At 28.4% G+C, this 17,099-nt stretch carries 15 protein-coding genes; 7 read left to right on the top strand and 8 right to left on the bottom strand.

Annotated elements, in window-relative coordinates; genetic code table 11:
- Positions 1–128 precede the first annotated feature (128 nt).
- The 6 genes from EXT02_RS02380 (at position 129) to pth (ending at position 6,795) form a co-directional block, all read left to right on the top strand.
- Positions 129–1,985 carry a DUF2779 domain-containing protein gene (locus EXT02_RS02380; protein WP_130427872.1) on the top strand — a complete coding sequence of 619 codons (1,857 nt, stop codon included), beginning with the start codon at positions 129–131 and terminating at the stop codon, positions 1,983–1,985.
- 242 nt (positions 1,986–2,227) lie between these two features.
- Positions 2,228–3,301, top strand: coding sequence for a transcription termination factor NusA (gene nusA, locus EXT02_RS02375; RefSeq protein ID WP_130427870.1), 1,074 nt, complete (start codon positions 2,228–2,230; stop codon positions 3,299–3,301).
- A 5-nt stretch (positions 3,302–3,306) separates the two neighbouring features.
- Complete coding sequence (locus EXT02_RS02370; protein ID WP_011160524.1) at positions 3,307–3,564, top strand: YlxR family protein; 258 nt, start codon at positions 3,307–3,309, stop codon at positions 3,562–3,564.
- Between the two features lie 159 nt (positions 3,565–3,723).
- Positions 3,724–5,583 carry a translation initiation factor IF-2 gene (gene infB / locus EXT02_RS02365; protein ID WP_130427868.1) on the top strand — a complete coding sequence of 620 codons (1,860 nt, stop codon included), beginning with the start codon at positions 3,724–3,726 and terminating at the stop codon, positions 5,581–5,583.
- A gap of 3 nt (positions 5,584–5,586) precedes the next feature.
- Positions 5,587–5,928: a 30S ribosome-binding factor RbfA gene (rbfA, locus tag EXT02_RS02360; protein WP_069028346.1), complete on the top strand. Its 342-nt coding sequence runs from the start codon at positions 5,587–5,589 to the stop codon at positions 5,926–5,928.
- A 300-nt stretch (positions 5,929–6,228) separates the two neighbouring features.
- Positions 6,229–6,795, top strand: a complete 567-nt coding sequence (gene pth / locus EXT02_RS02355; RefSeq protein WP_130427866.1) for an aminoacyl-tRNA hydrolase — start codon at positions 6,229–6,231, stop codon at positions 6,793–6,795.
- Between the two features lie 107 nt (positions 6,796–6,902).
- Here pth and EXT02_RS02350 read toward each other — a convergent pair whose 3' ends face one another.
- The 6 genes from EXT02_RS02350 to EXT02_RS02325 all read right to left on the bottom strand — a co-directional run bounded on the left by EXT02_RS02350 (position 6,903) and on the right by EXT02_RS02325 (position 14,337).
- Positions 6,903–8,183, bottom strand: coding sequence for a hemolysin family protein (locus tag EXT02_RS02350; protein ID WP_069028344.1), 1,281 nt, complete (start codon positions 8,181–8,183; stop codon positions 6,903–6,905).
- Positions 8,184–8,670: 487 nt separating this feature from the next.
- Complete coding sequence (priA, locus tag EXT02_RS02345; RefSeq protein ID WP_130427864.1) at positions 8,671–11,130, bottom strand: replication restart helicase PriA; 2,460 nt, start codon at positions 11,128–11,130, stop codon at positions 8,671–8,673.
- A 158-nt stretch (positions 11,131–11,288) separates the two neighbouring features.
- Positions 11,289–12,566, bottom strand: coding sequence for an ATP-dependent metallopeptidase FtsH/Yme1/Tma family protein (locus tag EXT02_RS02340; protein WP_240682834.1), 1,278 nt, complete (start codon positions 12,564–12,566; stop codon positions 11,289–11,291).
- Positions 12,567–12,816: 250 nt separating this feature from the next.
- Entirely contained in the window at positions 12,817–13,107 is a 291-nt protein-coding gene (locus EXT02_RS02335) for a hypothetical protein (RefSeq protein ID WP_130427860.1), read from the bottom strand.
- Positions 13,108–13,430: 323 nt separating this feature from the next.
- Positions 13,431–14,102: an AAA family ATPase gene (locus tag EXT02_RS02330; RefSeq protein WP_165383251.1), complete on the bottom strand. Its 672-nt coding sequence runs from the start codon at positions 14,100–14,102 to the stop codon at positions 13,431–13,433.
- Between the two features lie 22 nt (positions 14,103–14,124).
- Entirely contained in the window at positions 14,125–14,337 is a 213-nt protein-coding gene (locus EXT02_RS02325) for a hypothetical protein (protein WP_130427856.1), read from the bottom strand.
- 550 nt (positions 14,338–14,887) lie between these two features.
- Between EXT02_RS02325 and EXT02_RS02320 the strand changes: the two genes are divergently transcribed.
- Positions 14,888–15,073, top strand: coding sequence for a hypothetical protein (locus tag EXT02_RS02320; protein ID WP_143549426.1), 186 nt, complete (start codon positions 14,888–14,890; stop codon positions 15,071–15,073).
- Here the strand turns inward: EXT02_RS02320 and EXT02_RS02315 are convergent.
- The gene (locus tag EXT02_RS02315; RefSeq protein WP_130427852.1) at positions 15,040–15,435 is read right to left on the bottom strand and encodes a hypothetical protein; all 396 of its coding nucleotides are present in this window, start codon (positions 15,433–15,435) and stop codon (positions 15,040–15,042) included. The genes EXT02_RS02320 and EXT02_RS02315 overlap by 34 nt on opposite strands.
- Positions 15,436–16,835: 1,400 nt before the next feature.
- Entirely contained in the window at positions 16,836–17,099 is a 264-nt protein-coding gene (locus tag EXT02_RS02310; RefSeq protein WP_130427850.1) for a hypothetical protein, read from the bottom strand.

Here is a 17,099-nt window from a genome sequence, read left to right as displayed (position 1 = left end):
TTTTTGTAGTTTAACAATAATTTATAACAATTAAATTTTTGCGATAATAATGATACAAAATAATCAATTATTTTGTATTTTTTGCTTTTATGCAGATATCAAATTAGACAATAATTAAGGACACATGAATGAAAATTTCTAAAACTCGTTTTATTAAGTTTTTAAAAGTTTTAAAATATTTGAATTTTAAGTTTTTGTATCAAAATAAATCTCAGTTTCTTTTGGATTTTTCCAATGAACTCAAAGATTTAATTAATGAAGAAACTTATGCTAAAAAACTTGCTTTTTTACAAGAAAATCTAAGCGAGCAAGACGAATATCAAGCTGTTTTAAACCAAAAACATTTAAACATTATGCAACCTTATTACAAACAATTAGAGCTTTTGGTAGGTTCTTATTTGGAAAAACATTTTCCAGGAGAAGTTATTTTTTCTTTGGAAACTTATCAACAAAAAAAGTTTCAAATGAATAAACAAGGATATCAATTTTATTGTTTTTTAGATGGATATCAAGAAGACAAAACTACTATTCGTATTTTTGAAACTAAAACTACTACTAGCAAAAAATTCTTAAAATTGCAATTTGTAAACGATAACAAAGAAAAAATGCCCTTTTTCCATTATACAAGTCCTAACACCTTATCACCTTTTTGCAAGGGCTCCAATCAAGACAACCCATCTTATCAAAAAAAAATGCAAACTTTTTTTAATCCCAAATCACAAGAAGGAAAATACATCTATGATTTAACTTATCAAAGATGGGTAATTGAAAACAATTTAACTGAGGCACAAAAAAAGAAAAAAATAGAGTATTATTTGGTAGTTCTTAATTCGGATTATGTTTATGATTGCAAAAGTTGTAATGCGGCTTTGGATCCTAACTTGCTTACTTTTATTGATTTGACTTTGATTACACAACAAGGAACTCAAATATTAGAAAATGATGCCAATCTTTTAATTTCTTATTTGTCTTCAAAAACTAACAAGCCAAACGGCACTTCTGCTTATTATTTGTTGCCTGAAAAAATCCTTCATTTTTATGAAAACATCCCTTCCAAAGACAGTATTTTTACTTATTTTTATAATCATTTAGGTTTTTTTGACTCCCAAAACAAACAAAAACACGAAACACAACAGTTAATTTTGCAACAATATTATCATGTTTCTGACATTCCTTTTGCTTGGTTGAATCGTTTTGATAACAAAGTGCAACACAAAGTTACCCAAAAAAAGCTTCCTTATTATTGTTTTGATAAGATTAAAGCAGGGTTGCAAATTCTAAAATACCCTCTTTATTATTTAGATTTTGAGGCTTTTCCGTGTCCCTTTCCTAGATTTAAAGGCGAAAAACCCTATACCCAATCCTTATTTCAATTTTCACTTCACATCGAAAAAGCCCCTGGTTTGTGCAACAAAGATAAAAATCACGTTTCTTTTTTGGCACCCGATCACGCCGATTACAGAAAAACCCTATTAGAAAAACTAACCAATGCCATTTTAGATGATGGAGGCTCCATTATTGTTTATCATAAAGCTTTTGAAAAAACACGCCTTCAAGAATTATCTTTGCTTTTTCCTGAATATTCCTTGCAAATCCAAAACATTATTACGCGTATTTTCGACCTTAAAGACCTTCTAAAAGGCAGCAAAACTTTTTATCAAAACCTAGGATTTGATTCTGAACAAGCCGCAGGCATTAATTTTTATCATCCCCATTTGCAAGGTTCTTTTTCTATCAAAAAAATTACTCCTTTATTTTGCAATTTGAATTATAAAAATTTAGTTATTCAAAATGGTATTGAGGCTTTTTTAACTTACATTCAACTGCCTAAAATGTCTCCTTTGCAATTTCAAGCGCAATTTCAAGCCTTAGAACAATATTGCAAACAAGATACTTGGGTAATGGTAGAAATTTTGAAAGGACTTATCAGCCAAACCCAAAAACCTAATTTCTTATATTTAACTCCTAAAGATATTGTCCAATAGTCAAATTTATTATTTTTATCTCCTTTTTACTCACAAAATTCCTTAAGGATGCATAAAAAATTGTTATTTGCCTTGGGAAATGATATAATTATATTATGAGTTATTTTTTTTCATCAAAAGATAAAAATGGTGCTTGTAACAAATCACTGTTTTTTTTATTTTGTATCTGGTTTTAGTTGGTTGCGTTTGTTAATGTTAAATTCGCCCACATCTAACAAGATGCATTTACTAGGAGGTATCGTTTGATTAGTAAGAATTTTTTTAAACTTTTAGATAAAATCGCTCAAGAAAGAGATTTAGATAAAGACCAAGTTATTGATGCTTTTGCTAAAGGATTGATTTCTGGTTGCAAAAAAAATCATAAAGTTAAAAGCTGTAAAATCCAGTTAAAAGAAGACAAAAGCGAAATTATTTTATATAAACAATTTTTGGTTGCCGACGAAGCTACTATGAGCACTATTAATTTAAAAGAGTCAACTCCCATTACTCTTGAAGAAGCCCAACAAATTAAGCCTCATGCCAAAATAGGTCAAGTAATTGATATTAAAGTTGATCCTAAAGATTTTAATCTATACGCTGTCAAAGAACTTAAAAATCAATTCAACGAAGAGCTTACCAAAAAGAAAAGAGAAAACATTTATAATTTTTTCAAACAACAAGAAGGCAAATTAATTAGCGCTAAAATTATTTCGGAAAACGATAAATTTTATAATTTGGAATTAGAAAAAGAAATTACTACCTTGCTGCCTAAAAAAGAAATTGCTTCCAATAATGAAATGCAAGTAGGCGAAAGAATTCAAGTTTTTTTGTCAGAAGTAAGAAAAACTACTAAATGGCCTAAGATTTTTGTCAGTTGTAATCATGTGGGACTTGTAGTTAAAGTGTTAGAAGAAAATATTCCTGAAATCCAAGAAGGCATCGTTAAAATTGCAGGGATTGCCCGCATTTCTGGCGAACGTACCAAAATTGGTTTATTGTCCTGCGACGCTCAAGTAGATGCCATTGGCTCTTGTATTGGCGAAAGAAGTAACCGTATTAAAAATGTTATCAAAATCCTTAAAGACGAAAAAGTTGATTTATTTGTTTGGAGTGACGATCCCCAAGAACTTATTTCAAATGCCCTCAAACCTGCTTCATGCCTTCAAGTTGTCATCAAAGACGACATTAACAAATACGCTCTTGCAATTGTTCCTGACGACCAATTTTCTTTAGCGATTGGTAAATTAGGTAAAAATGTTAAATTAGCAGTGGAAGTAACTAAGTGGAATATTGATATCAAAACCTTAGATCAAGCCCAAACAGAAGGATTAATTTAATTGTAATGACTGTTTTGCGAACTTGTATAGTTTCTAAAAAAATTCAAGATATCAAAAAAATGATTAGAATAAATAGCACTAAACAAGGAAAAGTAGCTGTTGATTTTAATTTAGCACTTCAAGGAAGAGGAGCATATCTAACTTTAAAACTTGAATATGTTATTTTGTCGCAAAAAAAGAAACTTTTAGATAAAAAACTCAAAACCAAAGTTCCTGAAGAAATATATCAAACTCTTTTAAAATTGATTGCTTTACAAACTTAGCAAACATTTTTATATTTTATTTATGCATTTTTCCATCTTTGAAATATTTTTTGTTCACTTCACACTTCACATTTTTTATTTTGTGCCCAATTTATTTTTTATGTTGCAATCTTTTATTTTCATGCATTAAAAATTATTAAAATTAAAGGAGGGATGTAAATGACCCTTAACAAAAAAACAAATAATAAAAATTCATCCAAAACTACCCCTAAATTATCCAAGGAAACGGATTTGAGAAACGATTTTGCTAGTAAAAACTATGTTTTTAATCCCCAAGACAAAGTTTTTCAAATCGCTCAAGTTTTTGGTATTACCAGTGCTGTTTTAATTAAAAAATTATTACAATTAGGACTTAAAGCAGATGTTAATCAAACCTTAGAAAAAGATATTGTTGAACTTTTAGCCAAAGATTACAATATTCAAGTAAGCGAACCCCAAGAAAAACACACCCCACCACAACTTCAACCGCAAAAGCCTTCCCTCACTAAAACCAAACCCAACCAAAAACTTAATTTGCAAAAAAAACCGCCCATTGTAACTATTATGGGACACGTTGACCACGGCAAAACTACCCTATTAGATGCCATTCGAAAAACTCGTGTAGTTGATCAAGAATTTGGAGGCATTACCCAACACATAGGAGCTTATCAAGTTGAATACCAAGGCAATAAAATAACTTTTATTGATACTCCAGGACATGAAGCTTTTGATAAGATGAGGGCTAGAGGAGCTAAAATTACTGATATTTGTATTTTGGTAGTAGCAGTTGATGATTGTGTCAAACCACAAACCTTAGAAGCCTTGAAGCACGCCCAAAAAGCCCAAATTCCTATTATTGTTGCTTTAAATAAAATTGATAAACCCAATAATAACACACAACAAATTATGCAAGAATTATCTAGTTATGATTTGTTGCCTGAAGAATGGGGCGGCACTACTCCTTATATTGCTATTTCTGCTTTAAAAAGAGAAGGTTTGGAAAAAATATTAGAAATTATTCTTTTAGTTAGTGAAATCCAAAATTTACAAGCTAATCCCGATCAAAAAGCTCAAGGAACAGTTATTGAGGCAAGCCTTGATAAATCTTTAGGACTGGTAGCTACTTTTATTGTAAGTGATGGCAACCTCAAAGTAGGCGATATCGTCGTTGCTGGAGCTTCTTATGGAAAAATTCGTTCCATGGAAGATGAAAACAAAAAAAAACTAACCAAAGCCTTACCTTCGCAACCTGTGCGTGTTGCAGGATTAAAAGAAGTGCCTCAAGCAGGAGATATTTTTTACGCCGTTGCTAATGAAAAACAAGCACGCCAAATTGTAGCCGAAAAAAAATCCCAAACTAAAGAAACTTTAGCCAAAACCCCTTCACCTCTTAATTTAGAAGATATTTTACAAGACTTAGAAACCGAAAAACCGCAAGAACTAAATATCATTTTAAAAGCTGATACTCAAGGAAGTTTGGAAGCGCTTCAAGGTATGATTGCCAAAATTAAAGTATCTGATCTTAAAGTGCAACTTTTGCGCGCTGCTGTTGGCACCATTACAGAAACAGATATTGCTTTTGCCAAATCATCAGACAGTTTGTTAATAGGCTTCAATATCAAACCTGCTTCTTCCACACTCAAATCTGCTCAAAGACAAGAAGTAAAAATTACTATTCATAATGTTATTTACCGCATTATTGAAGATATTGAACAAAAATTAAAATCTATGATTAAGCCTACTTTTGAAGAAGTGGTTACTGGTAAAGTAGAAGTAAGAAAAATTTTTAATATCAGTAAAGTTGGCAATATTGCTGGTTGTTATGTGACACAAGGTATTGTCAATAATAGCGATTTTGCCAAAGTAATGCGCAATGATGAAGTTTTATTTAAAGGTAAAATTGCATCCTTAAAACATCTCAAAGACAACATTAAATCTGCCAAACAAGGTTATGAGTGCGGCATTTTACTTGATGGTTTTAATGATTTTGAAATTAATGATATAATAGAAACATCTAAACTAAGCAAAGTAGAGGAATAAAAAATGGTAACAACAGCTGAAAGACTGTCTAGTCTAATTCAAAAAGAATTGGTATTAATTAATGATGTTATTCAAGACGAACAAATAGGATATATTAATTTAACCGATGTTAAAGTAACAAAAGACTTGTCTTTTGCTAATATTTATTACACTATTTTAAGCGATGATCCAACTGTTTTGAAATTAACAGAAGAAACTATTGAACAAAATAAAGTTGTTATTCGGTTAGAATTAGCTAAAAAAATTAAAAATTTTCGTAAAATACCTGATTTAGTTTTTAAATATGATAAATCTTTATCTTATGGACGCCGTATAGAAAATATTTTAAAAGATATTAATAAATAATTCTTTCTTTGTTATTTGTTTCAATAATTTATATAAGAGATGCTTTAATAAAGGCATCTTTTTTCTTTATTGGTGTTGGTATTTTGTTATCTTTGTTATTAAAAATAATTTGCGCACAAAATACAAAAATTAAAATCACTTTTCTTTGTGCAATTCCAAAAAATAATGTAATTAGTAAAATAATTCAAATATATAATTGCAAAAATAAATTTGTAAACGGCTTTTGTTTTGCTTTTTGTTTTTGCTTATCATAAATAATAAAATGAAATAATAAAACACAACAAAAAGAAAGGAAAAACGATGAAACTTATTGTAGGTTTGGGCAATCCAGGTACCAAATTTCTAAACACTCGTCATAATGTTGGTTTTGCTGTTGTTGATTCTTTTTTAAGTCAAAATAAATATCAAATCTTGAAGGAAGACAAAACCGCCCACATTTATCAAATTAATTTTAACCACCACCAATCATTATTGATTAAACCACAAACGTATATGAATTTATCAGGTGAAGTGGTAAAAAAAATTATAAATAAATATCGCATTAAGATAGAAAATATTTTAGTTATTGTAGATGATATTTATTTGGATGAAGGCAAATTAAAGTTAAAAATGCAAGGTGGTCATGGAGGGCATAACGGATTAAGGAATATTATTGATCGTTTAGGCACTAAACAATTTAAAAGGTTAAAAATAGGAGTAAGTTTAGATTCTTGCATGCCTTTGGATCAATATCTTTTAACGCCTGTCAATGCAAGCATTCAAAAAAATATTTTAAAAAACATTAATATTATTAATAAAATTATATTTAATTTTATCCAAGATGTGGATTTTAATATTTTAATGAATGGGTATAATTCTAAACTTTGATTTTGTATTACCCATTATTATTTATTTGAAAATAAATGATTTCTTAATTGAACAAATTTATAAAGGTATAAAAAAAGAGTAAATATGAAAATATTTACTCTTTTTATTTATTTTATTTCTTCTTGTAAATCTATTTTTGTGATTTTGATTTGAGAAATTACTTTATCATTGTGTTTTAAGATTGTAAATTTAAAATTCTTGTAAATGATTTCGGTATTTTTGTCATTTGGTTTGGGGAATCTTCCCAATTGTCCTATTAAAAAACCACTTAAAGTATCATAATCTTCAGTGTTAAATTCTAATTTAATTGCTTCTGCGACCTCTTCTAAATCAGCAAATCCATTAACAATATATTCATTTTTGGCAACTTCTTTAATCATTAGATCTTCGTTGTCGTATTCATCCGAAATTTCACCTAAGATCTCTTCAATTAAATCCTCAAAAGTAATTATTCCAGCTGTGCCACCATATTCGTCAATTACTATTGCCATATGGGTTTTGGTTTTTTTCATTTCGCGGAAAAATTCATTAGTATTTTTTGTATCTGGGACCAAATAAGGTTTTCTAATGAATTTTTTCAAATCAAAAATTTTATTTGGGTTTGAGGACATTAAATAATTAAAAATATCTTTAACATGTAAAATGCCTATAATATTATCAATACTATTTTCATAAACTGGAAAACGTGTGTATTTTTCATTTTGGATAGTTTTAATTAATTCTTTTTTGGTAATTTCAACATCAATTGCAACTACTTCGGTGCGGTGGCGCATTACTTCAGAAATGTTTGTGTGATCAAATTCAAAAATATTTTGAATCATTTTATTTTCATCTTTGTCAATGATGCCTTTTTGATAACTTGAAGTTAACATTAAGCGTAGTTCGTCTTCTGAGACTTGTATGCTATTTTTGTTAGGATTTAGTCCGAAAACAATAAGAAAAAGATTACTTACTTGAGTCAAAATCCAAACCAAAGGCGTAATTAACCAAGCAATTAAGGAAATAGAACCAGAAAAAAGATAAGCAATTTTGGAAGGTGCATGCATTGCTATGCGTTTAGGAATTAATTCTCCAAAAATAATAGAAAGGGTAATAATTAAAGCCTCAATTCCGATGTTATGTAATGAAAAATGCCCTTCTGTTTCTCTTAGCCAACAAGATGTTACAATATTTCCTTGAAAAAAAGTAATGATGTGAATCATAATTTGAATTACTGATAAAAAAGTGGTTGGTTTGGCTTTGATTTTTTTGACTCTTAGAGCATTTTTATTGCCCTTTTTGATATCTAATTCAATTTTGCTTTCGTTAGTAGAAATAAAAGATATTTCGCAAGCTGCAAAAAAAGCATTTAATGCGATTAAAATAATCAATATGACTATCGGATTCATAAGAAAAAATACCTTTTGGCATTAATGCACATTTTTTTATTTGCTAAATTTGATTTTTTACCCACAAACGTCTTTTTTTCAAAGATCTTTATTGTGCTAAATTTTATACTATCACTATCGTCCATATTTTTTTGAAACAACACCTCACTTTTAACTTATATTTTTAATAACTAACTAATTTCATTTTAACATAAATAATAAAAAATGTCAATTTATAAAGTAAAATAATTGCTGGTTTTTCATTGGTTTTTGATCGCTTTTTGTGGTACATATTTTTTTGTTAATGGAAAATAAAAGCAATAAAAAAGAATAGTAATTTTATTTGGGTGTTTCTTTTGGTTTTGTGATTTTTTTGTGATTTGTGGTAATTGAAAAAATTGATGACTATTTTCAAAAACTTCTGTTTGCTATTATTGTTGCCTTTTGGTTTGGCGTTTCTTTTTTGCCTCCATGCAATTTTAATTTATCTTTGGATTTTATAATTTGTTTACAATAAATTAGCAAACCTATCAAAAATAATTAAAGCATCTTGGTGAATGTTGTTTTCCAAAATAAAATCTAGATCCAAAGGCCAAATGCTATATTTTAGTGTCAATAAACAGCGATAACGGTTATTTTTTTTAGGAATAAGTGATAAAACAGGACCTAAAACAGTTATTTTGTGTGAAAAGCGATTGGACAATGCTGCTTTGATGCGGTAAGCAATATCAAAAGTTTTTTTAAAATCTTTATGAGAGATTAAAATTTGGCTCAGGTATCCAAATGGAGGGTTTTGTGACATTTTTCTTTCTTCTAAAAGTTGTCTCAAAAACTCCTTTTCTTCATATTTGACTGCAGCATTAATTGCAAAATGGTCTATATTATAGCTTTGCACAATTACTTTGCCTTGTTCTTTTCTGCCACAACGTCCTGCTGCTTGAATGAGTAATTGAAAGGTTTTTTCTGAGCCTTTAAAACTAGGAATTTTGAGTAAAGAATCTGCCATTAAAATACCTACTAAAGTAACTTTGTGAAAGTCAAGTCCTTTGGCAATCATTTGAGTTCCTAACAAAATATCTGCTTTTTCTTGATTAAAATCGTTCCATAATTTTTCGTATTGACTAATTTTTGTGATAGTATCTGAATCAAATTTGATAAGTCTTGCTTGCAAAAATTCTTTTTGGAGATAAGCTTCGATGTATTCGATACCAACGCCTACTTCTTTTATTTGTTCTTTGGAGCAGCGCATGCATTTTGGTGTAAATTGCTCTTTATAGTTGCAATGACTACATTTTAATAGTTCTTGTTTTTGATAAAAAGTAAGGCTATTGTTGCATTTATGGCATTTGGGGACAAAGCCGCAAAAACGACATAAAACAAATGGTGCAAAACCTTTAGTGTTGATAAATAAAATGGCTTGTTGTTGTTTGGCTAGAACTTCCCTTAATGCATGTTTGAGGTTTTGGGAAAAAGGTTCTAAATTGCCTTTTTTTAATTCTTCTTTCATGTCTACAAGTTCGATGGGAGGTAAAGCATCAATTAAAGCTCTTTTGGTAAGGCTTAAAAGTTGATAATTTTGTTGTAAAACTTGATAATGACTTTCCAAAGAAGGAGTAGCGCTTCCTAAAATTAAAGGAATTTTGTGGTATTTAGCCCTTATTTGTGCCAAGGTTCTTGCATCATAAGTGGCGCGCTCTTTTTCTATTAAAGCCTCGTCGTGTTCTTCGTCAATGATGACAATTCCTAAATTATTTAAAGGAGCAAAAATAGCACTACGAGTGCCTAAAACAATGCAGGCTTGTTGTTCTTTGATTTTTAAAAATTGGTCTAAATGTTCTTTGGGGCTTAAATAACTGTTTAAAATAGCTATATTTTTGTTTGTGAATTTGGCTTGGAGGCGTTGCATTAAAGGAGCTATTAACATTACTTCAGGTACCAATAATAAAACTTGTTTATTTTGATTGAGAACTTTGGTAATTAAATGGAGATAAATTTCAGTTTTGCCTGAACCTGTTTTTCCGTGTAAAAGATAAGTTTTGTGGTAGTTAAGATTTATTTTTTGTGCTATTTGTTGTTGTTCTTCATTCAAAATTATTTTTTTGTCTTCTGCAAGTAAATCAAAGTCGTGATTTAGAACTATACTTATTTTTTGTTCTGTTTGTAAAAGAATCTTTTTGCGGATTAAGGATTGAATAATGCTGTTTGAAGTCAATTCTAAGGCTTTTTTTCTTGTGATTTCTTGAGTTTTTATTTTTGGTTTGCTATGTTTGATTTCATTTGAGCTTGTTTTATCTAACATTTTTAAAGGTTTTAAAGGTTTTAATTGTTTTAATTCTTTTAATTTTGCAATAAAATCTTTTTGCTTGGGTGTTAATTTTATATCTTTTTTTTCACTTAATTGCGGATTAAGGTGGTAAATGCATATTTTTTTTTCATTGTTTTTTTCTTTGAGTTGTAAAATATCTTTGATTATGACAATTTTTTTCTTAGATAGTTTTGTAAAATGTTCTAATAGTTTTTCTTGGGATTTGTTTTTGGGATTTAAAAAAAGTTCCTTTTTGTTTGCGAAAAAACCTTTGAGATTTTCAGGAAATAACTCCTTATTTATAATTTTAATTTCTTTTAAAAAAGATTTTACAAATTCTTTGGGGAAAATAGTTTCATAAACTAAGGCTTTAATAATGAAAGGAGTTTTTAACATTTCTTGGGATAATAAAAAAAATTCTTGATCAAAATAAGGAGTTTCATCTAAAATAGTTATTATTTCTTTTAAGTTCTTATTGAACTTGCTATTTTCTTTTAAATTGATAATATAGCCTAAGCGTTGCGAATTAGCATTACCAAAAGGAACTACAACTCTCATTGTTTTTTTGATTATCTTTTCAAAATGGGGTGGTACCAAATAATCAAAAGGTTTGTTAATTCCTTGATATGTAGTTTTTATATCTATAATTACTTCAGCTATCAATTTTTTATCCTTGCTTTCTTTATTGATTTAGTTTTTGAGGGTTTGATACTTCAATTATAACAAAATTATAAATCATTTGGGATTAATAAAAAAAGAGACTTTAAAAAGCCTCTTTGGGATTTGTTTGATTGTAATTAATGTGTGTAAACGATTTTAATTTATTTTTTTACAGTAGCTAATTTATTTTTGTTAGGTTTATTACCTACTTTAGTTTTAGTTTTTGCAGAATTTTCTTTTTGTGCTTTTGGTTGTTTTGTCTCATCTAAAGCATAAATTTCTTTTTGACTTAAAGTATCTTTATCTAATAAAGCTTGGGTTATTTTTTCTACTAATACTTTATTTTTTCCTAAAATGTTTTTATCTTGTTTGTAGTATTCATCTACTATTTTTTTAATTTCTTGATCTACTTGATAACAAGTTTGTTCGGAACATTTTTCAAAGTTAATATATCCTAAAGGACTCATTCCTGAATAAGCCACCATCCCAAAAGCAGTGCGAGTAGCTTGTTTAAGATCGGAATACACTCCATTAGTTCTAGCTTTAGAAAAGAGTTCTTCAGCGGCTGCTCCACCTAAGGCAACAACGATGTTATAGGTGAGTTGTTTTTCGGTATTGCAAAAATATTCTTTATCAGATGTAGGCCACATATAACCTAGAGCGCCTCCTCTTGGAGTAATAGTGAGGGTTCTTACTTTTTCAGAACTATGAGGGTGCTTCATTACAATTACGGCGTGTCCTGCTTCGTGGTAAGCTGTCATTTTTCTTTCTATTTCATGAATAACTAAAGATTTTTTGGCAGGTCCCATATAAATTTTGTCAACTGACTCTTCTAATTCATCCATAGTAATAAAAGCTTTTTGTTTTTTGGCTGCTAAAAGAGAGGCTTCATTAAGAACAGCTGCAAGTTGGGCTCCATTCATTCCTGGAGTTCTTTTAGCTAAATGGCTAAAATCCACTAAAGGGTCTATTTTTTTGTTACTAGCATGAATTTTTAAGATTGCTTCTCTAGCTTTTACATCAGGAAGATATACTTGAATAGTTCTATCAAAACGTCCAGGGCGAAGCAAAGCAGGATCTAGAGTATCATCTCTATTAGTTGCAGCTACTACAATTACTCCTCTATTTTGGTTAAAACCGTCCATTTCAGTAATTAATTGGTTAAGTGTTTGGTCTTTTTCGGAATTTCCTCCTTCTCCTGAATTACTTCTTTTTCCTCCTAAAGCATCTATTTCATCGATAAAAACGATACAAGGAGCATTATTTTGTGCTTCTTTAAATAATTTTCTTACGCGTGCTGCTCCAACTCCTACATACATTTCAACAAATTCGGAGCCAGATGCTGAATAAAATGGCACTCCTGCTTCTCCTGCAAGAGCTTTTGCAAGTAAGGTTTTACCTGTTCCCGGAGGACCTTCTAATAAAACTCCTCGTGTGATTCGTGCTCCTAAAGTGATATATTTTTTAGGATTTTTTTAAGAAATCAACTAATTCTTTCATTTCTTATTTAGGTTCTTGGTTTCCTGCAACGTCTTGGAAAGTTAATTTGCTTTTTTTGTTTCATAGAGGAAGTTTTGTTTTTTTTAGAACCAACTCTTTTTTGTAATAAGAAATTATTAAAAATATAAAACATCCATAAAGCTGATGAAAAAATAATTAAAATACCAAAAGTATTAGATAAACCATTGGTTAAATATTCTTGGAATTAGTCATTAAATGATTTTTAGGTTTTTTATCTTCAAAAACTTCTTCGCCGTCTTCTTTATAGATTTTTTCACTTTCTTCTAGTAATTTATCTTGCAAAGTGCGATACATAATATCATCCATATAAGCATAAGCAACATCTTCATTTTTATAATAGACTTCTATTTTATGAATAGTACTTTGTTTAAAGGAACTATGTCCTAAATTAATAATTTTAATTTTTTCGATATCTTCGTAATTATCTTTAGTCACTTTGTCAATTAAAACAAATGGCATATATTCTTTTTATTGTCTTTATTAAACCATTGGTGATTAATTTTTTTAATTGATAAAAATAAAACTAATGCTAAAATGACAGTAATACAACTCCATTTAATGATTCTATTTATTATTTTATTCATAAAAAGCCTCGTAATCTTTTGTTTTTCAAGTATTTTTTAAAATAATATATTAAAACAAACATAACTATTTTAAATGCTACCAAAGAACATGACACTTTGATTAATAAACTTAAATTAAATGCAGGATTAGTTTTGGTTGGTAAAAGTTGATTTTTATTGGCATCTTGTAAAACTCTTTGAAAACCTTGTTCTAGATTATCAGCAGTTAAATAGGAATGATTTTGGTCTCATAGCTGCTAAAGCACTTTCAGAAACTAAAGCTTTTAATTGAGCAGGGCTGAATTTATTATCATAACATTTTTGACTTAAATCTTTTAAAATTTGGCGTTTTAGTTTGCCATTTTGATCTTTTATATCATTGTGTAATTCTTGATCTTTGACAAAAAAGTCTAAAAATTCTTCTATCTCTTCGGGTTTAGGCAAATCTAATTTAAGTTTCCTTTCTAATCTTTCAGGTCTTAACAAATCTTTATCTAGTACATCAGGGCGGTTAGTTGCTCCAATAACTACAATTGGTTTAGAAGGGTCTCTATCTTTTGAATTAAAACCATCTAGTTCTGTTAATAATTGATTAAGGGTTTTATCATAAGCCCCAGAACCTCCCTTACTGCCGTCATCTGACCTTTTGGCACCTACTGCATCTATTTCATCAATAAAAATAATACATGGTTGGTTAGATTCTTTTGCTTCTTTGAATAATTCCATTACTTTATTTACGCCTGTTCCTATATATTTGTCTTGTTGGAATTCAGAACCACTCCTATATAAGAATTTTACTCCTACTTCTTTAGATAATTCTTTAGCTAAAAAAGTTTTACCAGTTCCTGGGGTAACGTAGAATAAATAACCTTTAGGAACTTTAATTCCCATATCTTGGTATTGTCTAGGGTTTTTAAAAATGGAATAATTCTTTAAGTTCTTTTTTAGTTTCTTTACCTCCTTTAACATTGGATAAAAATTCTTTAGTGTCATCTTGTAAAGAAATAAAATCTTTAAAATAAAGTGGAATAGAATCTGTGATAATGGAATTCAATCCGTTATTTAAATTTTTCATTTCTTGGTGTAGTTTAGCTAAATTATCTTGTAGAAATACTTGTTTTAACAATCCTATTTTATCTTTACCTTTTTGAGATAAGTTAGTATTTGTGGTTTGTATTTGTTCGTTGTGATCTTTTTTAATTTGTATTTTAGTATCAAATTAAATAAATGTTCTAATAAAGCTTTAAAATCAAGTTCTTTATTAATTGTTTCTAAATTCCAGCGGTTTTGTAAATTATTCTTATCTTCTTGTGATAATTGAGAATATTTATTTTGATAATTAGTTTGGATTTCTTCTTGTTTTATAAATATGCGCTGTACTAACTTATCTAATAATCCTATTTTTTCCTTATTTAGATTAGTAATTTTAGTTTCTAAAAGATAAAAATTTTGTTCTAAAAAAACAGTTTTATCTTGTTTTAAATTTGAGTATTGGTTATATAATGATAAATTAGTATCTTTGTTTTGAGCATTTAGGTCAAATTGTTCGCTAATTTGTTCAAAGCGTTTTTGTAGATCATAAGAATGTCTATTAAAATCTAATAATTTTAAATTAAGGCTATCTAGATCTTTTAATATTTGATCTAAATTTTACTTCATTTTTGAGAGGAAATAAATTGCTTTTTGTATTAGTTTTGTCATTAGGATTTGTGTTTGTGTTTTGGTCTTGTGGTTGTGCTTGTGAAAGAGGAGAATTAGAAGCTGTTATTGTGTTTGGAGAAGTAGAAACAGAAGCAGAATTGGGTTGTGATGCTTGTGGTGTTGTCTGTTATTGGGGTTGTTCTTCGTTTGATGTTAAATAATCAAATCCTCTTTTTAACCATTTTATGCCTTGTGAAAATATACTTTCTTGTTCTTGTTCATTATCTTTTGCATTATAAGGTTCATTATCACCAGAAGAAACAAAAACAGATTTAGAATGATCCATTATTTTTTCTTTGCTAGGGTCATCTACTGGTTGATAATATATTTTAGATATTTGCTCTCCTTTATTATCATAAGTTGCATCCCAAGATTCAGACCAATAAATTTTAGGTTTTTCTGTTGTATGGTCTTTTAAATAATATCTTTTTGATAATTGATTACTATTTTCATCATATTTAGCATCCCAAGTTTTGTCATGTTTCCAATCAACTACTTTATTTTTTTCGGTACTTTCTTTCAAATAATGTCTTTGGGATATTTTATTGCCATTTTCATCATAAGTTTCATCATAAGTATCTCTATTGTCCCAATCAATTATAAGGTTTTGCTCTGTGCTTTCAGCTTTGTAACATCTTCTAGATGCTTTGCTGTCATCACCATAAAAAGTTTTATCCCAAGATTCATACCAATCAATTATAAGTTTTTGCTCTGCACTTTCTGGTTTATAAAATCTTTGTGAAAATATTTTTTTATTTTCTGCTGGAACAGTTTCAACAGAGGCAGTCCAAGATTTAAACCAATCAATTTTTCGTTCTTGTTCTGTGTGCTCTTTTGCATAATATATTTGTTTGGTAGGATTTTGTCCGCTTTCGTCATAAATTGTATCATAAGAACTTAGCCAATTAATTTTGGGATTTGTTTCTGTATGTCATTGGAAAAACTTTCTTTGAGATAATTCGTTACCTTTATTATCATAAATTCTATCATAAGTATTATCATGTTTCCAATTAACTGTTCCATTTGCGTTAAGTACCCTTGAAACAAGTTTTTTATTATTACCAACCATTAAAGCTTTCTTTTGAGTTTTTAAAGTAGTGTTGTTTTGCTTTTTGGTGATAGTTTTAGTATTATTTGTATTGTTGTGGATTTCTTGCCATTCATCTAAAATTGCTTGTCTTTTATTTTGTTCTTTGTCAGCTTTGGCTGTATTATAATTTTATCCCAAAACTAAAAACCCTAAAAAAATTAAAAAACAAAGTTTAGATAATTTGAAATAGTTCTCGAAGTCTTTGTCTAAATTATTCATTTGGGTACTATATGCCTTTCTATTGTTATTATTTTTGTGATTTAAAAAATAATTAAAATTTAAAAATTCTTCTTTTTTTAAAAAAATAAAAATAATGATTTATGTGTAAAAATTAATTTTGTTATGATGCTATTTAATGATTCTAATGATTATCGAAAGTTCTTAAAGAAGAATCATTTTTAAAGCATCTTAGAAATATATTTTAAAAAAACAAAAAAGTTAAATATTGAAATGAAAAATAATTGTTATTTGGAATGCATTTTTTCTACATCATTTTATTCCCCTTTTTAAATTTTACAACAGCAATTTAAAAAAATAAAATATTGCTATTAACATCATTTTATCACAAAAAAAACAACTTTTTTTGCTCACTAATCTGTAGATCATGAGTGGTTTCCTTGCAATTTTGTATATAAAAAAAGATCAACTTTTTAGAGTTGATCTTATTTAATGTAGCAAATATTTGATTTTTTGAAAGTTTTAGAACAATTATGGGCGTTTATTATGGCAATTTATTTGTTGTTATAAATAGATAAAGTTTTTCTTACAGGATTAAAGTATAAATTAAACTTTCTTTGCAGTTAAATTGGTTTTGGCAAATGTTTAATATTAAATTACCTAAAAAAATCTCTTTGTCTTGAATTAATAATTTTTTGAGGACTGTTATATTCCATAATTATAATCTTATTTATTTTATCTAAGGTAATTGCCATATTTTGGTTAAAAATAGTATTGTTATCTTGTATTATTTGTTTTTGAGCAAAAATATCTATCTTATTTAAAGTTTGGTTTTGCCATTTATTAAAAGGATTTTGCAATAATTTAATCCAGTGCGAATCTAAAGGTTCTTGAAAATGGTTATTTCTTTGTTGAAGCAA

It is taken from the genome of 'Catharanthus roseus' aster yellows phytoplasma (assembly GCF_004214875.1).
GTDB classification, from domain to species: Bacteria; Bacillota_I; Bacilli_A; order Acholeplasmatales; family Acholeplasmataceae; genus Phytoplasma; species Phytoplasma asteris.
The sequence above is the reverse complement of the archived record's forward strand: the minus strand, read 5'-3'. Positions and strand labels throughout refer to the sequence as shown.

Excerpts from the sequence above, each read along its gene's own strand:
- rbfA (WP_069028346.1), top strand. The coding sequence starts at position 5,587 with ATGGTAACAACAGCTGAAAGACTGTCTAGTCTAATTCAAAAAGAATTG.
- EXT02_RS02335 (WP_130427860.1), bottom strand. The coding sequence starts at position 13,107 with ATGCCATTTGTTTTAATTGACAAAGTGACTAAAGATAATTACGAAGAT.
- infB (WP_130427868.1), top strand. The coding sequence starts at position 3,724 with ATGACCCTTAACAAAAAAACAAATAATAAAAATTCATCCAAAACTACC.
- pth (WP_130427866.1), top strand. The coding sequence starts at position 6,229 with ATGAAACTTATTGTAGGTTTGGGCAATCCAGGTACCAAATTTCTAAAC.
- EXT02_RS02370 (WP_011160524.1), top strand. The coding sequence starts at position 3,307 with ATGACTGTTTTGCGAACTTGTATAGTTTCTAAAAAAATTCAAGATATC.
- EXT02_RS02350 (WP_069028344.1), bottom strand. The coding sequence starts at position 8,183 with ATGAATCCGATAGTCATATTGATTATTTTAATCGCATTAAATGCTTTT.
- EXT02_RS02330 (WP_165383251.1), bottom strand. The coding sequence starts at position 14,102 with ATGGGAATTAAAGTTCCTAAAGGTTATTTATTCTACGTTACCCCAGGA.
- EXT02_RS02380 (WP_130427872.1), top strand. The coding sequence starts at position 129 with ATGAAAATTTCTAAAACTCGTTTTATTAAGTTTTTAAAAGTTTTAAAA.